Source organism: Massilia sp. 05N420, assembly GCF_056397205.1.
The window spans coordinates 1-17550 of the sequence record NZ_JBFTMX010000034.1; the positions used below are offsets into that span (position 1 = coordinate 1).

The following is a 17550-nucleotide window of genomic DNA, read 5'->3' on the forward strand; positions in this document are numbered from 1 at the left end:
CTCATGATGCTGCCGATTGTACCTGTCCGGATGCCGGCTTACTCAGCCGGACGATGAGTTCGTTTGCGCACAGACCCTTGCCCAGGGCGGCACTACGCTGAGGTTTCCATATGCAAGTAATGCAGGAAGCCAATGAAATACTTTACTGCCCCCGCCCTGGCCGTTCTCCTTGGCAGCGTCTGCGCTGCCGCCGGTGCCCAGCAGGCCTATCTCGTCAAGAACAAGCAGCCGGCGCAGCCGACCGTGCAGTCGCGCGTCGCCGCCGCCTCGGCCGCCAACGCCCAGACCGCCGCCGCCGCGCGTGCGCAGACCAGCGCCGTGGAAGCCGCTTCGACGCCAGCCCAGACACCTGCGTCCACACAGGCGCCCGCGCAAACGCCAGCGCCCATGCCCGCCCAGACGCCCGATCAGGCATCGGCGCAGCAAGCCCCTGTCAGCGCCACCGAAGGCGCGGCGCCGGCCGGCGTCGCCACCAAATTCGACCGCCGCCTGCGCGCCCAGGTCCTGCTCGACCGTGCCCACTTCTCGCCGGGCGAGATCGACGGCGCCTTCGGCTCCAACATGAAACAGGCGCTGTCCGGCTTCCAGAAGGCGCGCGGCCTGCCGGTGACGGGCAAGCTCGACGACGCCACCTGGCAAGCGCTGAACGCCGACAACGCGCCCACCTTGGTCACCTACACGCTGGCCGACGCCGACGTCGCCGGCCCCTTCCGCCCCGTCCCCGAGGACATGATGGAAAAGGCCAAGCTGCCCACCCTCGGCTACGCCACCGTGCAGGAAGGCCTGGGCGAGAAATTCCACGCCAGCCCGGCCCTGATCGAGAAGCTCAACAAGGGCAAGAACCTCAGCCGCGCCGGCGAACAGATCATGGTGCCGAATGTGATGGGCACCCCGACCCTGCCGCCGGCGGCCCGCGTCGTGGTCTCGCGCGAGGCCCACATCCTGACCCTGGAAGACGCTAGCGGCCGCCCGATCGCCCAATATCCGGCCTCGACCGGCAGCGAGCACGACCCGCTCCCGATTGGCAACTGGAAGATCGACGGCGTGGCGCGCAACCCGACCTACAACTACAACCCCAAGCTGTTCTGGGACGCCAAGCCCGGCGACGCCAAGGCGAAGATCGCGGCCGGCCCCAACAATCCGGTCGGTGTGGCCTGGATCGACCTGTCGATTCCCCACTACGGCATCCACGGCACGCCGGTGCCCGGCCTGGTCGGCAAGACCGAGTCGCACGGCTGCATCCGCTTGACCAACTGGAGCGCGGCCGAGGTCGCCGGACTGGTGCAGAAGGGAACGGAAGTCGTATTAACGGAGTAAATACTTAACGGAATCAGTATCACAACGAAAAATACCAACAACAAGGAGATCGCGATGAGATGGCTGTTGACCTTCCTGCTCGGCGTGGTGGTGGGCGCGGGCGGCCTGTTTGCCTGGCTGCGCCAGGTGCCGCATGAAGCGCCGGCGACGACGCAGGCGCAAGCCCAGGTGAACACGGGCTCCCTGCCCGCCCCGGCCGGGCCGGACATCGAGAGCAGGCTGCCGCCGGCGCCCAAGGTCACGCCCGACCTCACCGAACTCGATTTGCCGCTGCGTCCCTCGGTCACGGCACTGCCGGCCGATACCGGCGTCCCGTCTGCGCCCGCCCCCTCCGGCAAGCTGATGGTGCCGGTCGAGGGCATGAGCCTGGCCAGCATCAAGGACAACTTCGACCAGCCACGCGGCACCGAGCGCCACCACGAAGCGCTCGACATCATGGCGCCCAAGGGCACGAAGGTGCTGGCCACGGCCGACGGCAAGATCGCCAAGCTGTTCACCAGCAAGCCGGGCGGCCTGACCGTCTACGAGTTCGATCCCACCGAAAAATACGCCTACTACTACGCCCACCTGGACCGCTACGCCGAGGGCCTGAAGGAAGGCATGGACGTCAAGCGCGGCGACCTGATCGGCTATGTGGGCAGCACCGGCAATGCGGATCCGAACGCGCCCCACCTGCACTTTGCCGTGTTCGAGCTGACGCCCGAGAAGCAGTGGTGGAAAGGGACCCCGGTGAATCCCTATCCGCTGCTGGGCGAGTGAACACAGGCCTGCTTACTCGTCCACGTCCGCCCCAACATTGATCGCCGCATAGGCCCGCTGGACGGCGATGGCCTCGCGGCTGCCCTTGCCGTACAACTCCTCGGCCGACTCGATCATCCTGGTGCGCGCATCGGCGTAATTGGTGCTCGAGGTGAACTTGGTGGTGTTGGCCTTGAACCAGATCCGGTAGGCCTTGTCGAGGCCGATGCCGCTCATCGCCGCCGGATTCTTGACCAGGTATCTGCTGTAGTAGTCGCTGGCCCTGTCCGCGTTCGAGCCTTGCGACAGGAAGTAGAACATGCGGTTGTTCGGGCCGCTGCTGTAGTGCACATCGATGCGCCTGAGCGAGGTGCTCCAGGCATCCGGGCTGCTGCCGTCCTTGCTCGGCTTGTACATCCAGCGCAGCGGCGTGCCGTTCTTGCTGATCTCCTTGCCCAGTACCCAGTCGTTGCCCTCGCTTGGTATCGTGTCGCCCTTGCCGCCGGCGCGCGCATAGGCTTCGACCACTTCGCCGTTGATGTCGGAGGCCGATTCGTTCAGGCCGCCCGATTCGCCCGAGTAGATCAGGTTCGAGGTGGCGGCGGTGACGCCGTGGCCCATCTCGTGGCCGATCACGTCGATCGAGCCGAGGCTGTAGAAGCTGGAGCCGTCGCCGATGAACATGCAGCGGCAGGTGTCGCTGTAGTAGGCGTTGTCGTAGGCGGTGTTGACGTGGGCCGCGATGTAGGTGGCCGTATTGTGGCCGTCCAGCGACTGCCAGCCGAAGACGTTCTTCAGCGTGTCGTAGGTGTTCATCAGGCCCCACATGGCGTTCACCGCCGCGGTCTGGCCGTTGGCGTCCGTGGTCGACCCGCCGCGAATGTAGTTCTTGCCGTCGCCCCAGGTATTGCTGTCGTTGACGTAGACATTGCCGGCCTTGGAGGTGTTGTTGGCGTTGGTGATCGCCATCGCGCCGAACATGCCGCCGGTGCCGCGCGTATCGTCGATCATCTTGTACTTGCCGTCGACCAGGGTGGTGTTGATCGGCACCTCGCCGTTGTACTGGCTCTTGCCGACACCGGTCACCGTCTGCAGCATGCTCCACTGGTCGAGGATGCTGCCGTCGCGCGCGCTGACCACGGTGTCGTGGTAGACCGGCTTCTCGCCGGCGTGCATGCGGGTGTGGACCAGGTAGGCCAGCTCGTAGTGGTCGACGACGTCCTCGACGTCGAGGGCGTTCAGCTCATACTCCGGCTTGTCGCGCGCGGCGGCGGTGCGCTCGGTGCGCAGCACCGGGTAGATGATCAGTTCGGCGCTCGGCGGCGCCACGTGGCTGGCGTTGGCGCCGAGCGAGCCGAGGGCGGCGTCGATCGCTTGTCTGGACGAGATCGCCGGCACCACGCTGAAGTCGCTGCCGGGACCGCCGGTGGCGGCGCCCGGGGCGCTCTTGCCGAGACCGGCACGGCGTTCGGAGGCCGACTCGGACTGGATCTTCCCGTTCGGACCGAGCACCACCACCGACTCCGAGCCGAAGATGGGCACGCCCTTCCAGGTGTGGGCGACGCGCGCGACCTGGGTGCCCTGCATGCCGGGATGCTGGCTCAGCACCGCGAAGCCATGGCGCGCGTCCAGGCCGCGCTGGGCCCGGCGCGCCTCGAGCTGGGCGACGATGCCGGCGCTGGCCTGCGGCGTGACCTTGACCGGCGCGCTCATCATCGTCAGGGGAAGCGGCGCCGCCGCCAGCGGCAGGCAGGCCAGGCAGACCAGACAGGAAGCGGCGCCGATCGACGCCGCCAGCAGTTTGCGGGAAGGGTGTTTCATCTCGCCTCCATTCGGTTGGACAGCCGTAAGCAAGCTCTGCTTTGGGCACCATCAGAGTGTGGACGAGCTTCCGTTCAAGGATTTGCTCGAACGCAAAAAGCCCCACGGCGCGCGGGAAGCGCCGTGGGGCGTATCGTGGGACGGTACTTTTGGTACTTGACCGTCGCCCCCGCTTTCGCGGGGATGACGGAGACTCAGCGCAGCCGGTGTTTCAGCGATCCCGACGCCGCATCAGGTACACCGCCGTACCGACAACGGCAGTGGCAATCGCCGCCTTCTTCACCAGGCCAGCCTTGTTGTGCTGCCATTCGGACTTGATGCCCATCTCGGCCAGCACGTTCGGCACCTTGCCCCTGGCCAGGTCTTCGCCGACACCTTCGACCACGTTGACGCGGTCGGCCGCCAGCAGGATCAGCCAGTGGCGCATGTCGTTCTCGGACCAGCGGAAGGCCAGGCGGCGCAGCATGCCGGACAGGCCCTTCGGCGGCTGGGCGGTGCCGAAGATCGGGGTGATGCCGGGACGCTCGGTCGAGACCAGGATCTCGACGTTTTCCGGCTGCTGCGTCAGCTTGCCCTCATGGGCGTGGATGAAGCGCGGCGGGGTGCGCTCCATCGGCACCGCCGGACGGTTCTTGCGGTCCAGGTCGGCGCCCCAGCCGTGGATGTGGGACAGCTGTTCGCGGGTCGGCCGCTGCGGCACCATCGGGTAGTCGTTCTGGTGCTCGTCGGCGTGGCCGCGGTGGTGGTGCTGGTGCGAATGCGGATCGACTTGATCGGAAGTTTGCATGGGGGCTCCTTAATGCAGTGCGCTGGCCTGAACGGCGCGGACCTCGTGGGCGCGCGGCGGGATCAGGACGGTCTTGATGCAGTCGTCGAGCTTGCTCGAAAAGATGTGGTAGGCATCCGCCACCTCTTCCAGCGGCACCCGGTGGGTGATGATGTCTTTCGGGCTCAGGCGGCCTTCACGGATGTGCTCGATCAGGCGCGGCAGGTGGCGCTTCACGCTGGCCTGGTTGGCGCGGATCGTCAGGCCCTTGTTCAGGACATTGCCCATCGGGACCATGTTGAAGGTCGGGCCATACACGCCGACGATCGAGACATTGCCGCCCTTGCGCACCGAGTTGATGGCCCAGTGCAGCACGGTCGAGGAACCGGCCTGCATCTTCATCAGGCGCCCGGTCAGGGTCTGGGCGATCGAGCCGGCGGCGTCGCCGCCCACGCAGTCGATACAGACGTCGGCGCCCATCCAGTCCGTCATCTTCTTGATGTGCTCGGCCATGTCGTTGACTTCGCGGAAGTTCACCACTTCGCACTGGGCCCAGCGCTTGGCGAATTCGAGGCGGTACTCGAGCTCGTCGACCACGATCACGCGCCCCGCCCCCATCAGCCAGGACGACTTGGCGGCCAGCAGGCCGATCGGGCCGGCGCCGAAGATGACCACGGTGTCGCCTTCGCTGATGTCGCCCATCTCGGCGGCCTGGTAGCCGGTCGGCGTGACGTCGGTCAGCAGCACGGCGTCGTCGTCGTGGATGTCGTCCGGGATCAGCATCGGGCCGACGTCGGCCATCGGCACGCGCACGTACTCGGCCTGGCCGCCGTCGTAGCCGCCGGCGGTGTGCGAGTAACCGTAGATGGCGCCGACCGCGGTGGCTTCCGGATTCGTGTTGTGGCAGTTGCCGAACAATTCGTGCTGGCAGTAGAAGCAGGAGCCGCAGAACAGGTTGAACGGCACCATCACGCGGTCACCGGGTTTCAGTGTCTGCACTTCCGAACCGACGTCCTCGACCACGCCGATGAACTCGTGGCCGAAGGTATGGCCGACGCGGGTATCGGGCACCATGCCATGGTACAGGTGCAGGTCGGAACCGCAGATGCAGGTACGCGTCACGCGCACGATGGCGTCGCCAGGATGCTCGATCATGGGATCGGGCTTGTGGTCGGCACGGACGCGATATGGCCCCCGGTAATTCATTGCCAGCATATGTCCTCCTCGGGATTGGTTGACGGCCCACAGCTCAGGAATGGGCACTTGGACACGAAGTTATGTCAAAACGCCAAGGAAGGCGATACGCGCACGGAAACGAACACGGGTTTCTGGACAACTTTTTTGCTTCAGTTAGTTCTTTGTTTTTAAAAGGAACTATATTTAATTCCAATAGAAAACGGCCGCACTTGGCGGCCGTGGCGCTGCTGCAAAGCCGGCGTCAGAGTTGACGAGYGTCGAAGGTGTTACATTGATTGACCGAGCCGGTCTCCAACCCGCGCTTGAACCAGCGCACCCGCTGCGCCGAGGTGCCGTGGGTGAAGGAATCCGGCACCACCTCGCCGCGCGACTGGCGCTGCAGGGCATCGTCGCCGATCGCGGTGGCGGCGGCCAGGGCCGATTCGACGTCGCCCTGCTCGATGATCTGCTTGGCTTCGTTGGTGTGGTAGGCCCACACGCCGGCGAAGCAGTCGGCCTGCAGCTCGACCCGCACCGACAGCGCGTTCGCCTCGGTCTCGGACAGGCGCCGGCGCATGCCGTCGACCTTGCCCGAGATGCCCAGCAGGTTCTGCACGTGGTGGCCGACCTCGTGCGCGATCACGTAGGCCTGGGTGAATTCGCCGCCCACGTGGAAGCGCTGCTGCATCATGCGGAAAAAGGTCAGGTCGATATAGACCTTGCGGTCCGCCGGGCAGTAGAAGGGGCCGACGGCGGCCTGGCCGGTGCCGCAGCCGCCGGTCGGCGTGCGCTCGTCGTACAGGACCAGCACCGGCGGCGTGTAGGTGGCGCCGTTGGCCTTGAAGATCTGGGTCCAGGTGGTTTCGGTGTAGCGCAGCACGGTGCGGACGAACTGGGTCTCGCGGTCGGTGGCGGGCGGATGGGACGGCGCCTGCTGCACCTGCGCGGGCGAGCCGCCGCCGGACAGCAGGCTCAGGATGGTGCCCGGCGACACGCCGAAGAACCAGGAACCGAGCAGCGCGATGACGATCGTGCCGATCCCCACCGTGCCGCCGCCGATGCCGAAACCGCCGCCGCCACTGCCGCGGCGGTCTTCTACATTACTGCTCTGTTCATCGCCTTCCCAACGCATATCGTTCTCCTTGCTTTACTTTCCGATGGGCCGCCTCTGGCCCACCACGCCCGCCTGTTCGCGGACATCCTTGTTCCGGAATTCCTCGTCGACCGCCAGCCCGGCACGCCGCTCGTCGTGCAGATGGCGCTCATGGCGCTCGCGTTCGACTTCGCGCTCGATGCGGTCGCGGGTGGAGACATTCGGCAGTTTCGTACTCATGGCTATCCTTGGTGAAGTAGGCCGGTGCCATCGCCCAGCCCGTTGCCGCAGTATGCGCGGAGGTACCGGCCGGGTATGTACGAGCCTTCACATAGTGCATCGGGTTTTCCCTGGTTCAGGATTTTAGCCGATGACGCCACTATGTACGCTAACGCACGGAGACCCGTGTGCGCCGACGCCATGCTGGCGCAATGACCTTGCATCTGCGCGCCCCTTCCGCCCTCGTCGCCCTCGGCCGCCAGCTGCGCGACCGGGATTACCGCTTCGTCACCGTCACCCCGGCCACCCAGAGGCGCGTCAACCGCCGCGCGGAGAACGCCTGGGCCCACGACCTGCGCGGCGTGCTCGGCTGGAGCCGTCCCTGGCGGGCGGGCGCCGTGCCGGACGAGATCGAATCCCGGCTGGTCGAGGCCGGGCTGTGCGAGCAGATCGAAAAGGACGGCGAGCCCGGCCGGCGCGCGCGAGTGCGCGCCTCGACCATCGGCCGCCAGCTGTACTTCCATTCCGCCTGGCCGACCGACGACGAGGACGCCGTCTTCTTCGGTCCCGACACCTACCGCTATGTGGCCGCGCTGCGCCGTTCGCTGGCGTCAAGCCTGCTGCGGCGTCCGGTACGCCGCGCGGTCGACGTCGGCTGCGGGGCCGGTCCCGGCGCCATCGAGCTGGCCTTGTGCTGCCCCGACGCCACCGTCTACGGCACCGACATCAACGACGATGCGCTGGCCCTCACCGCCGTCAATGCCGAGCTGAACGGCGCCGCAAAGCTCATCCCCTGCCGCAGCAACCTGCTGGACGGCGTCGACGGCCACTTCGACGTCGTGATGTCGAACCCGCCCTACATCCTCGACGCCGACGAACTGCCCTACCGCCACGGCGGCGGCGAGCACGGCGCCGAACTGTCGATCCAGATCGTGAAGACCGGCCTGGCGCGCCTGCATCCGGGCGGCAGCCTGCTGCTCTACACCGGCGTCGCGATCGTGGACGGCGAGGACCGCTTCCTGTCCGCGATCCGTCCGCTGCTGGAGGCGTCCTGCGAGGAGTGGCGCTATGAGGAGCTGGATCCGGACATCTTTGGCGGGCAGCTGGAATGCGATGGGTATGAGCGGGTGGAGCGGATTGCGGCCGTGTGGCTGCATGCGGTGCTCAGGACGGCAACTTGACGAGACTGCTTCCCGGCATGCAGGAATGAAAAAAGGCTCCCCGAAGGAAGCCTTTTTCGTTCTGGCGGAGAGGGTGGGATTYGAACCCACGGTACGGTCACCCGTACGCCTGATTTCGAGTCAGGTACATTCGACCACTCTGCCACCTCTCCTGGTAACCGGTCGCTGTATTCGCGAGAGGCCACATTATAGCAGCCTGATGCGAAAACGGAAGAGCTATTTACGCAGCCGCTCAGGCAGCCGGAACGAGGCGCTCGATGCCGCCCATGTACGGACGCAGCACTTCCGGGATCACCACGCTGCCATCGAGCTGCTGGTAGTTCTCCAGCACGGCGACCAGGGTGCGGCCGACTGCCAGGCCGGAGCCGTTCAGGGTGTGCAGCAGTTCCGGCTTGCCCTGGGCATTGCGGAAGCGGGCGTGCATGCGGCGGGCCTGGAAGGCTTCGGTGTTCGACAGCGAGGAGATCTCGCGGTAGGTGTTCTGGGCCGGCAGCCAGACTTCCAGGTCGTAGGTCTTGGCGGCGCCGAAGCCCATGTCGCCGGTGCACAGCGCCATCACGCGGTAAGGCAGGCCCAGGCTCTTCAGGATGAACTCGGCCTGGCCGACCATCTCTTCCAGCGCTTCGTACGATTTTTCCGGGTGCACGGCCTGCACGAGCTCGACCTTGTCGAACTGGTGCTGGCGGATCATGCCGCGGGTGTCGCGGCCGTAGCTGCCGGCTTCCGAACGGAAGCACGGGGTGTGGGCGGTGACCTTGAACGGGAGCGAGTCCAGCGCCACGATCTCGTCGCGCACCATATTGGTCAGCGAGACTTCCGAGGTCGGGATCAGGTAGAAGTTCTCGCCCTCGCCTTCCGCGCCGCCCTTCTTCACGGCGAACAGGTCTTCCTCGAACTTCGGCAGCTGGCCGGTGCCGCGCAGCGAATCCGCGTTGACCATGTAGGGGGTGTAGCACTCGGTATAGCCGTGCTGGCCGGTGTGGGTGTCGAGCATGAACTGGGCCAGCGCGCGGTGCAATCTAGCGATGCCGCCCTTCATGACCGAGAAGCGCGAGCCGGTCAGCTTGGTCGCGGTGTCGAAGTCCAGGCCCAGCGGGGCGCCGACGTCGACGTGGTCCTTCACTTCGAAATCGAAGGTAGGCGGCGTGCCGACCTTGCGCACTTCGACGTTGCCCGACTCGTCCTGGCCGACCGGCACCGACTCGTGCGGCAGGTTCGGGATCGCTTCCATGAAGCGCGCCACCTTCTCCTGCACCTGGGCCAGGGCCACTTCGTTGGCCTTCAGTTCGTCGCCGATGCCGGCCACTTCCGCCATCACGGCGCTGGTGTCTTCGCCTTTGCCCTTCAGCATGCCGATCTGCTTGGACAGGCTGTTGCGCTTGCCCTGCAGTTCTTCGGTGCGCGTCTGGATCGCCTTGCGCTCGGCTTCGAGGGCATTGAAGCCGGCGACGTCGAGCTGGAATTTGCGGGTCGCGAGGCGCGCTGCAACGTTGTCGATGTCTTTGCGGAGAAGTTGGATGTCAATCATGTCGGGGTTTGCGTTGCGATTGGTTTTATCGAATGCGCAATTGTACCAAGCCGACAGCTCCAGGTCCGCGAGTTTGTAATCGATCGATTACAGAATCAGCTCGGAATGTCTTAGTTCAGTGCCGCTTTTTCGGCGGCGCTCAGGCGCTGGGCCCTGACCACGACCACCGGCACCTTCGGGTTGACTTCGGCTTTGACGGCCGGGCTCACCACGGCGGCGACCGGGGCGGCGCGCATCGCTTCCGGTGCCTGTGCCGAGGCGACGGCGTAGCTGGCGAAGTTGGTCACGACGGCGGCGACGAGGAAGGTGGCTTCGAGGTTCTTGAGCAGTTTCATGATGGTGTCCTTGGTGTAGTGTCTGGTTGAGGTGCTTCGGTATGGTGGTACTGTAGCCACTCCCCTCCTCGGACTCCATCGAGATGCGACAAAGCGCACGAAATGCGGGATGAAACGCGAAAAAGCGATCTTTTCCGGCGCCCGCAGCGTGCTCAGCTTCCGCCGCCCCCGCCGTCGCGCGCCTCGTCGTCCAGGCCGCGCAGCCAGGCCAGCTTCTCGGCGATCTTGGCCTCGATCCCGCGCGGCACCGGCTGGTACCAGCCCGGCTCCGGCATGCCGTCGGGCAGATAGGTTTCGCCGGCCGCGTAGGCGTGCGGCTCGTCGTGGGCGTAGCGGTAGGCGTGGCCGTAGCCCAGCTCCTTCATCAGCTTGGTCGGCGCATTACGCAGGTGGACCGGCACTTCGCGCGACTTGTCCTTCCTGACGAAGGCCATGGCGGCGTTGAAAGCGTTGTAGCCGGCATTGCTCTTGGCCGCGATCGCCAGGTAGATCACGGCCTGGCCCAGCGCCAGCTCGCCCTCGGGCGAACCGAGGCGTTCGAAGGTCTCGGCGGCGTCGTTGGCGAGCTGGATCGCGCGCGGGTCGGCGATGCCGATGTCTTCCCAGGCCATGCGCACGATACGGCGCGACAGGTATTTGGGATCGGCGCCGCCGTCCAGCATGCGGCACAGCCAGTACAGGGCGGCGTCCGGATGCGAGCCGCGCACCGATTTATGCAAGGCGGATATCTGGTCGTAGAAGTTGTCGCCGCCCTTGTCGAAGCGGCGCGCGTTCAGGGTCAGCGCGTTCTCGACGAACTCGCGCGTGATCCGCGTGACGCCGGCGGTGTCGGCCGAGGTCTTGGTCTGCTCGAGCAGGTTGAGGAAGCGGCGCGCGTCGCCGTCCGCGTAGCCGACCAGGGTGTCGACCGCCACCTCGTCGAACTGCAGGTTCTGCAGCACCCGCTCCCGGGCGCGCGCCAACAGCTGGCGCATCTCGTCGTCGTTCAGCGCCTTCAGCACATACACCTGGGAACGCGACAGCAGCGCCGAATTGACTTCGAAGGACGGGTTCTCGGTGGTGGCGCCGATCAGGGTCACGAGTCCGCTCTCCACGAACGGCAGCAAGGCGTCCTGCTGCGACTTGTTGAAGCGGTGGATCTCGTCGATGAAGAGGATGGTGTGCTTGCCGCCGGCCAGGTAGTGCTCGGCCTGCTCGATGGAGGCGCGGATGTCCTTCACGCCGGACAGCACCGCCGACAGCGCGATGAATTCGCAGTCGAAGGCGTTCGCGGTCAGGCGCGCCAGGGTCGTCTTGCCGACGCCCGGCGGACCCCACAGGATCATCGAGTGCGGGCGGCCGGACTGGAACACCAGGTTCAGCGGCTTGCCCGGGCCCAGCAGATGGCTTTGGCCGATGACCTCGGCGATGGTTTTGGGCCGCAGGGCTTCGGCCAGCGGGGGCGAAGGTTCGGCCTTGAATAAATCGTGGTTGTCCATGTGCTTAGTGTAGCCGATGGACGTGCGGCCGGCAGCCGGTGCGGCGGCTCAGCGGAACAAGACCCGGCCGTAGGCGGTATCGGTGCGCTCGCCCTTGACGGCCGGGTCGAAGCCGAAGCGGCAGCTTTCGACATAGCTGACCAGGGCGGCGGCGCTCTCCGGCGGCAGGCTGGCGCCTTCCAGCTTCACGCCGCGCGCCTGGCCGGCGCCGTCGACGACGAAGCGAACCTTGACCCCGTCCGCACCGCTGGACGCGTTCTCGTAGGGCTGGAAGGCGGCGAAGCGGCCGCTCGCGGGGCAGCTGCCGGGCACCAGGTGGGGACGCAGGACACCGCCGCCGTTCAGGCGCCAGACGTACTGCACCGGCAGCGCCGCGCCTTGTGCGCGCGCGGCTTCCGCGGGCGTGAACCTGCAGGAGCGGATGGTGCGGATGGCGGCAGCGTCGAGCAGCGCCCAGCCGCTCGAGCTGGCGACCTGGACTTCGCTCACGCGGCCGTCCGCGGCCAGCCGGTAGCGCAGGGTCGTGATGCCTTCGAGTTCGTAGCGCACCGCCTCGCGCGGGTATTCCGCGGCGGCGCAGGCCTTGGGCGGCGGCGGTATCCGGGCGGCGGCCGGCGCTGCATGAAAGGCGGCCAGCGCCGCCGTCAGCAGCGCAAGGCCGTGTCTCACTGGTTCACCACGTCGGCGCCCTTCGGCACCTCGAACTTGAACTGCTGGGCGCCCAGCTGCGGATTGCGCTGGAAGTTCGTGAACTTCAGCACCGAGGTCTGGCCGAAGGAATCCTTCAGCTCCATCGCCTGCGGCACGCCGTCCTTCAGGCCGATGCCGATCTGCTCGAAGGTGGTGTCCTTGGCTTTCGGCGTCGCCGTCATCCATTCCAGGCCGTCGCGGGTGCCGGCTTCGACCAGGGTGAAGTTCTTTTCCAGGTCGTTGCTGCCGAACAGGATCGCGGCCGGCGAGCTGCCCAGGGCGTTGCCGAGCTTGCGGGTGGTGACCTGGTTCAGGTCCTTGTCGTAGACATAGAGGGTCTCGCCGTCGGCCTGCAGCACCTGCTCGTAGGGCTTCTGGTAAGTCCAGATGAACTTGCCGGGGCGGGCGAACACGAAGGTCCCGCTTGATGCCGGCTGGGCCTTGCCGGTGGCGGCCTTGCTGCGGACCTGGGTCTGGATGAAGTCGCCGCGGGCGGACTTGGTGCCGGCGACGAAGCTCTTGAACTGTTCGAGGGCGCTGGCGGAGGCGGTGGTGCTCAGGGCCAGCGAGCTTGCGGCCAGCAGGGTGGCCAGGGAAAATTTCAGCGTCATATTCTTCATCGATATGTTCCTTGCAGGGTGGGCAAACGCGACGTACATTATTCGGCGCTGGTCGCAGGCACCAGAATGTCGCGGTTGCCGTTCGACTGCATCGGCGACACCAGGCCGCTCTGCTCCATCTGCTCGATCAGGCGCGCCGCGCGGTTGTAGCCGATGCGCAGGTGGCGCTGCACCAGCGAGATCGAGGCCTTGCGGTTCTTCAGCACGACCTGCACGGCCTGGTCGTACAGGGCGTCGGATTCGCCGCCGCCCTCGCCCGCCACCGCGCCGTCGGCGCCGCCTTCCTCGGCCACGCCGCCTTCGAGGATGCCCTCAATGTAATTCGGTTCGCCCGTCGATTGCAGATGTTTTACAACTCGATGCACTTCGTCGTCGGAGACGAAGGCGCCGTGCACGCGGACCGGCAGGCCGGTACCCGGCGGCATGTAGAGCATGTCGCCCATGCCCAGCAGGGTCTCGGCGCCCATCTGGTCGAGAATGGTGCGCGAGTCGATTTTCGACGACACCTGGAACGCGATACGGGTCGGGATGTTCGCCTTGATCAGGCCCGTGATCACGTCCACCGACGGACGCTGGGTCGCCAGAATCAGGTGGATACCGGCGGCACGCGCCTTCTGCGCGATACGGGCGATCAGTTCCTCGACCTTCTTGCCGACCACCATCATGAGGTCGGCCAGCTCGTCGATGATGATGACGATGGTCGGCAGCTTGTCCAGCGGTTCCGGCGCGTCCGGGGTCAGCGAGAACGGGTTCGGGATGTGCTCTTCGCGCTTGGCCGCTTCCAGGATCTTGCCGTTGTAGCCGGCCAGGTTACGCACGCCCAGCTTGCTCATCAATTTGTAGCGGCGCTCCATCTCGTTCACCGCCCAGTTCAGAGCGTGGCCGGCCTGGCGCATGTCGGTCACGACCGGCGCCAGCAGGTGCGGGATGCCTTCGTAGACCGACATCTCCAGCATCTTCGGGTCGATGAGAATCAGGCGCACATCGTCCGGGTCGGCTTTATATAACAGCGAGAGGATCGTCGCGTTGATGCCGACCGACTTACCGGAACCGGTAGTACCCGCCACCAGCAGGTGGGGCATCTTGGCCAGGTCGGCGATYACCGGCTTGCCGGCGATGTCCTTGCCCAGCGCGACGGTGAGGCTGGAAGCGCTGTCGCCGTAGACCTTGGAGCCGAGGATCTCGGTCAGGCGCACGATCTGGCGTTTCGGATTCGGCAGCTCCAGCGCCATGTAGTTCTTGCCGGGGATGGTCTCGACCACGCGAATCGACGTCAGCGACAGCGAACGCGCCAGGTCGCGCGCCAGGTTGACGATCTGGCTGCCCTTGACGCCGGTGGCCGGCTCGATCTCGTAGCGGGTCACGACCGGGCCCGGATAGGCGGCCACCACCTTGGCTTCGACGCCGAAGTCGGACAGCTTTTTCTCGATCAGGCGGCTGGTGAATTCCAGGGTTTCGATGGCCACCGATTCCTGGGCCGGCGGCGCATCGTCCAGCAGGCCGAGCGGCGGCAGGGTCGAATCGCCCGGCATGCCTTCGAACAGCTTGTTCTGCCTTTCCTTCTCGGCGCGTTCGGAGCGCGGCACGCTGGTCACCTGGGGCTCGATCTTGATCGGCGCCGGCGCGGCGGCCGATGCCGATACCGGGATGCGCGGCGCAGGTTCGGCGGCGGCAGGCGGCGCGAACGCGGGTTCGCGCGGCGCCGGGGCCCGCGGCGTCACCACGCCATCCTCGTCGACCTCGTCGACCTCGTCTTCCAGCATCGGCTCGGCGCGCGGCTCGAGCTTGGCCTCGCCCTTGGTCTCCGCCTTCTCGGCCTTGCCCTTGCCGACCTTCGACATCATCTTGGCCAGGAAGCCCGGCGCCGGTGCGTCCTCCGACTCGTCGTCCGGCTCCGGCAAGGCCTTCGGGGCCGGCGGCGCATGCTTCTCGACGTACTTGGCGCGCTCGTTCACCACCACTTCGTCGCGGCGGCTGGCCGCAACCTCGCCCTGGCGGCGGTCTTCGCGGTCTTCGTAGCGCAGGCGGAACCATGCGAGGCTGGTCTCGACCGATTCGCCGATGCGCTCGGCCACCGCCAGCCAGGACACCTGGAAGTACCAGGAAAAGCCCAGGCCGAACAGCAGCAGCAGGAGCAGGGTCGCGCCGGTGAAGCCGAAGGCGGTGTGGGCGGAATGGCCGATCAGCTGGCCCAGAACGCCGCCGGGGGAGCGCGGCAGCTCCACCTTCAGCGTCCACATGCGCAGGTATTCGAGGCCGACGCTGCCGGCGAACATCAGGGCGAAGCCGACCCAGCGGATCACCGTCTCGCCCTGGTGCTCCGGTTCCGGCTCGGCGGCCTCGATCACGAAGCGGTTGTGCAGGCGCCGGTAGCCCCTCCACACGGCGCGCGCGAAGCAGACGCACAGCCACCAGGCGGAAAAGCCGAAGATGAACAGCAGCAGGTCGGCCAGCCAGGCGCCGGCGCGGCCGCCCAGGTTGACCACGTGGGGCACCGCATTCTCGTGCGACCAGCCCGGATCCGCCTTGTTATAGCTGAGCAGGATCAGTACGAAATACAGCAGTGCCACGGCGGTGGCCAGCCAGCGCGCTTCCGACAGCAAGCGCACCAGCCGGTTGGGCATCGGCTGCCGGGGCGGCGCAGGCTTGCGGGTATAGGTCGAAGTTGTCGATTGACTATTCTTACTCATGCTGATTGAAACCGATGCTGCTGGGAACTTACAAAGATCGACCATTCTAAGCGATATATTGCCAAGCGGGCCCACGATTCATGCCCGTGTGCATCATCGACTATAATGTGAGCCACATATCCCCTTGATAAAGTGGCTTTTCAGCCCCAGTTCCCTTCCCTTACCAATAAGACGAATTCCTGCAATGACCACTCGCAAACACGCCAAAGTCCTGATTCTCGGTTCCGGCCCCGCCGGCTACAGCGCCGCCGTCTACGCCGCACGCGCCAACCTGAGCCCGATGCTGGTGACCGGCGTCGAGCAGGGTGGCCAGCTGATGACCACGACCGACGTCGAGAACTGGCCGGGCGATCCGCTGGGCGTCCAGGGTCCCGAACTGATGCAGCGCCTGCTGCAGCACGCCGAGCGCTTCAATACCGAGATCGTGTTCGACCACATCCACACGACCTTTCTGAACGAAAAGCCGATCCGCCTGGTGGGCGATTCGCATGAGTTCACCTGCGACGCCCTGATCATCGCGACCGGCGCCTCGGCCCAGTACCTCGGCCTGCCGAGCGAGCAGGAATTCATGGGCAAGGGCGTGTCCGCCTGCGCCACCTGCGACGGCTTCTTCTACCGCAACCAGGAAGTGGCGGTGATCGGCGGCGGCAATACCGCGGTCGAGGAAGCCTTGTACCTGTCCAACATCGCCAGCAAGGTGACCCTGATCCACCGCCGCGACAAGTTCCGCGCCGAGCCGATCCTGGTCGACCGCCTGATGCACAAGGTCGAGGAAGGCAAGATCGTGCTGGAGCTGAACCAGACCTTGGACGAGGTGCTGGGCGACGCCAGCGGCGTGACCGGCCTGCGCCTGAAGTCGAGCGCCGGCGACGCCACCAAGGACATCACGGTGCACGGCCTGTTCGTGGCGATCGGCCACAAGCCGAACACCGGCATCTTCGACGGCCAGCTCGAGATGCACAACGGCTACATCAAGACCCGCAGCGGCACCGAGGGCATGGCCACGGCGACCAGCGTCGAGGGCGTGTTCGCGGCCGGCGACGTGCAGGATCACGTGTATCGCCAGGCGATCACCTCGTCGGGTACGGGCTGCATGGCGGCGCTGGATGCGCAGCGTTATCTGGAAGCGCTGGAGTAATTACTTGGTGGGAGGTCATCTCCGGCAATGCCGGGAATGACAAAGGAGTGAAATGAAGTGGCGGGCCTGAAAGACTTTTCCGATCTCAAATCCTTGCGCGAACAGCTCAAGGAAGATCAGCGCCAGCGCGCCATCGAAAAGGCCGCGCGCGCGCGGCGCGAGCGCATCGACAAGGCGAACGCGGTCGAGTTCCGCGAGGCCGTCAAGGACGTCAAGCCGATGCCGGAATCGGACCGCTACGTCTGGCGCCCGGTGCAGGAGGCCGAGCGCCGCGCCGCCGGGCCGGGCCCGCAGCGTCCGCCGCTGCACGAGGAAGACATCGAGGCGGTGCTGCGCGAGTCGATGCTGTCCGACCAGTTCGACGTCGACGGCCTGCTCGACGAAGATCCCACCCTCAGCTGGTCGGCCCCCGGCGTCGGCCCCGACGTCGTCAAGAAGCTCAGGAAACGCCACTGGCAGGTCGAGGACGAACTGGACCTGCACGGCCATACCCGCGACCTGGCGCGGCGCCTGGTCGACGCCTTCCTGCGCCGCTCGAACAAGAACGGCGTGCGCTGCGTGCGCATCATCCACGGCGTCGGCTACGGCTCCGCCGGCGGCGAGCCCGTGCTGCGCGGCATGGTGCACAGCTGGCTGGTGCAGACCGCCGAGGTGGTCGCCTTCTGCGTGGCCGGCCGCACCGATGGCGGCCATGGTGCCCTGATCGTGCTGCTGCGCCCGGCGCTAAATGACGATTAAGCCTTCATTCAAAACCCCTTCC

The 17550-nt window shown here is 66.2% G+C and carries 16 protein-coding genes and 1 tRNA gene; 5 read left to right on the forward strand and 12 right to left on the reverse strand.

Annotated features, from left to right (window positions below; genetic code table 11):
- Window positions 1–132: 132 nt before the first annotated feature.
- On the forward strand, window positions 133–1317 hold the full coding sequence (locus AC1DIX_RS19925) for a L,D-transpeptidase family protein (RefSeq protein ID WP_477326761.1): 1185 nt from the start codon (window positions 133–135) through the stop codon (window positions 1315–1317).
- A 54-nt stretch (window positions 1318–1371) separates the two neighbouring features.
- Window positions 1372–2076, forward strand: coding sequence for a M23 family metallopeptidase (locus AC1DIX_RS19930; RefSeq protein WP_477326763.1), 705 nt, complete (start codon window positions 1372–1374; stop codon window positions 2074–2076).
- A gap of 12 nt (window positions 2077–2088) precedes the next feature.
- Here the strand turns inward: AC1DIX_RS19930 and AC1DIX_RS19935 are convergent, their stop codons facing one another.
- The 5 genes from AC1DIX_RS19935 to AC1DIX_RS19955 all read right to left on the reverse strand — a co-directional run bounded on the left by AC1DIX_RS19935 (window position 2089) and on the right by AC1DIX_RS19955 (window position 7151).
- Entirely contained in the window at window positions 2089–3876 is a 1788-nt protein-coding gene (locus AC1DIX_RS19935; RefSeq protein WP_477326765.1) for a M4 family metallopeptidase, read from the reverse strand.
- Between the two features lie 211 nt (window positions 3877–4087).
- Window positions 4088–4663 carry a hypothetical protein gene (locus tag AC1DIX_RS19940; protein ID WP_477326767.1) on the reverse strand — a complete coding sequence of 192 codons (576 nt, stop codon included), beginning with the start codon at window positions 4661–4663 and terminating at the stop codon, window positions 4088–4090.
- A 9-nt stretch (window positions 4664–4672) separates the two neighbouring features.
- Window positions 4673–5857: a zinc-dependent alcohol dehydrogenase gene (locus tag AC1DIX_RS19945; protein ID WP_442123212.1), complete on the reverse strand. Its 1185-nt coding sequence runs from the start codon at window positions 5855–5857 to the stop codon at window positions 4673–4675.
- A gap of 223 nt (window positions 5858–6080) precedes the next feature.
- On the reverse strand, window positions 6081–6950 hold the full coding sequence (gene ypfJ, locus AC1DIX_RS19950) for a KPN_02809 family neutral zinc metallopeptidase (protein ID WP_477326769.1): 870 nt from the start codon (window positions 6948–6950) through the stop codon (window positions 6081–6083).
- A 15-nt stretch (window positions 6951–6965) separates the two neighbouring features.
- The gene (locus tag AC1DIX_RS19955; RefSeq protein ID WP_442123214.1) at window positions 6966–7151 is read right to left on the reverse strand and encodes a hypothetical protein; all 186 of its coding nucleotides are present in this window, start codon (window positions 7149–7151) and stop codon (window positions 6966–6968) included.
- Between the two features lie 191 nt (window positions 7152–7342).
- On the opposite strand from AC1DIX_RS19955, the gene AC1DIX_RS19960 reads away from it, so the two are divergent.
- Window positions 7343–8311: a methyltransferase gene (locus AC1DIX_RS19960; protein WP_477326771.1), complete on the forward strand. Its 969-nt coding sequence runs from the start codon at window positions 7343–7345 to the stop codon at window positions 8309–8311.
- A gap of 62 nt (window positions 8312–8373) precedes the next feature.
- Here the strand turns inward: AC1DIX_RS19960 and AC1DIX_RS19965 are convergent.
- From AC1DIX_RS19965 to AC1DIX_RS19995, 7 genes are all read right to left on the reverse strand, one after another.
- Window positions 8374–8463: transfer RNA gene (locus AC1DIX_RS19965), tRNA-Ser, on the reverse strand.
- An 80-nt stretch (window positions 8464–8543) separates the two neighbouring features.
- Complete coding sequence (serS, locus tag AC1DIX_RS19970; RefSeq protein ID WP_477326773.1) at window positions 8544–9839, reverse strand: serine--tRNA ligase; 1296 nt, start codon at window positions 9837–9839, stop codon at window positions 8544–8546.
- Window positions 9840–9949: 110 nt separating this feature from the next.
- A complete protein-coding gene (locus tag AC1DIX_RS19975; RefSeq protein ID WP_442123217.1) occupies window positions 9950–10174 on the reverse strand; it encodes a hypothetical protein in 225 nt (74 codons plus the stop codon).
- A 152-nt stretch (window positions 10175–10326) separates the two neighbouring features.
- Window positions 10327–11652 (reverse strand): replication-associated recombination protein A, encoded by a 1326-nt coding sequence (locus tag AC1DIX_RS19980; protein WP_477326775.1) that lies wholly within the window; start codon window positions 11650–11652, stop codon window positions 10327–10329.
- A gap of 48 nt (window positions 11653–11700) precedes the next feature.
- Window positions 11701–12321 carry an energy transducer TonB gene (locus AC1DIX_RS19985; protein ID WP_477326777.1) on the reverse strand — a complete coding sequence of 207 codons (621 nt, stop codon included), beginning with the start codon at window positions 12319–12321 and terminating at the stop codon, window positions 11701–11703.
- Window positions 12318–12962, reverse strand: coding sequence for an outer membrane lipoprotein chaperone LolA (lolA, locus tag AC1DIX_RS19990; protein ID WP_477326779.1), 645 nt, complete (start codon window positions 12960–12962; stop codon window positions 12318–12320). Before lolA ends, AC1DIX_RS19985 begins: the two co-directional genes overlap by 4 nt.
- A gap of 38 nt (window positions 12963–13000) precedes the next feature.
- Window positions 13001–15652, reverse strand: coding sequence for a DNA translocase FtsK (locus tag AC1DIX_RS19995; protein WP_477326781.1), 2652 nt, complete (start codon window positions 15650–15652; stop codon window positions 13001–13003).
- Between the two features lie 184 nt (window positions 15653–15836).
- Here AC1DIX_RS19995 and trxB point away from each other — a divergent pair, with 184 nt between their 5' ends.
- Both trxB and AC1DIX_RS20005 read left to right on the forward strand, forming a co-directional pair.
- Entirely contained in the window at window positions 15837–16790 is a 954-nt protein-coding gene (gene trxB, locus AC1DIX_RS20000) for a thioredoxin-disulfide reductase (RefSeq protein ID WP_477326783.1), read from the forward strand.
- A gap of 57 nt (window positions 16791–16847) precedes the next feature.
- A complete protein-coding gene (locus AC1DIX_RS20005; RefSeq protein WP_477326785.1) occupies window positions 16848–17528 on the forward strand; it encodes a Smr/MutS family protein in 681 nt (226 codons plus the stop codon).
- The last annotated feature ends 22 nt before the right edge of the window (window positions 17529–17550 follow it).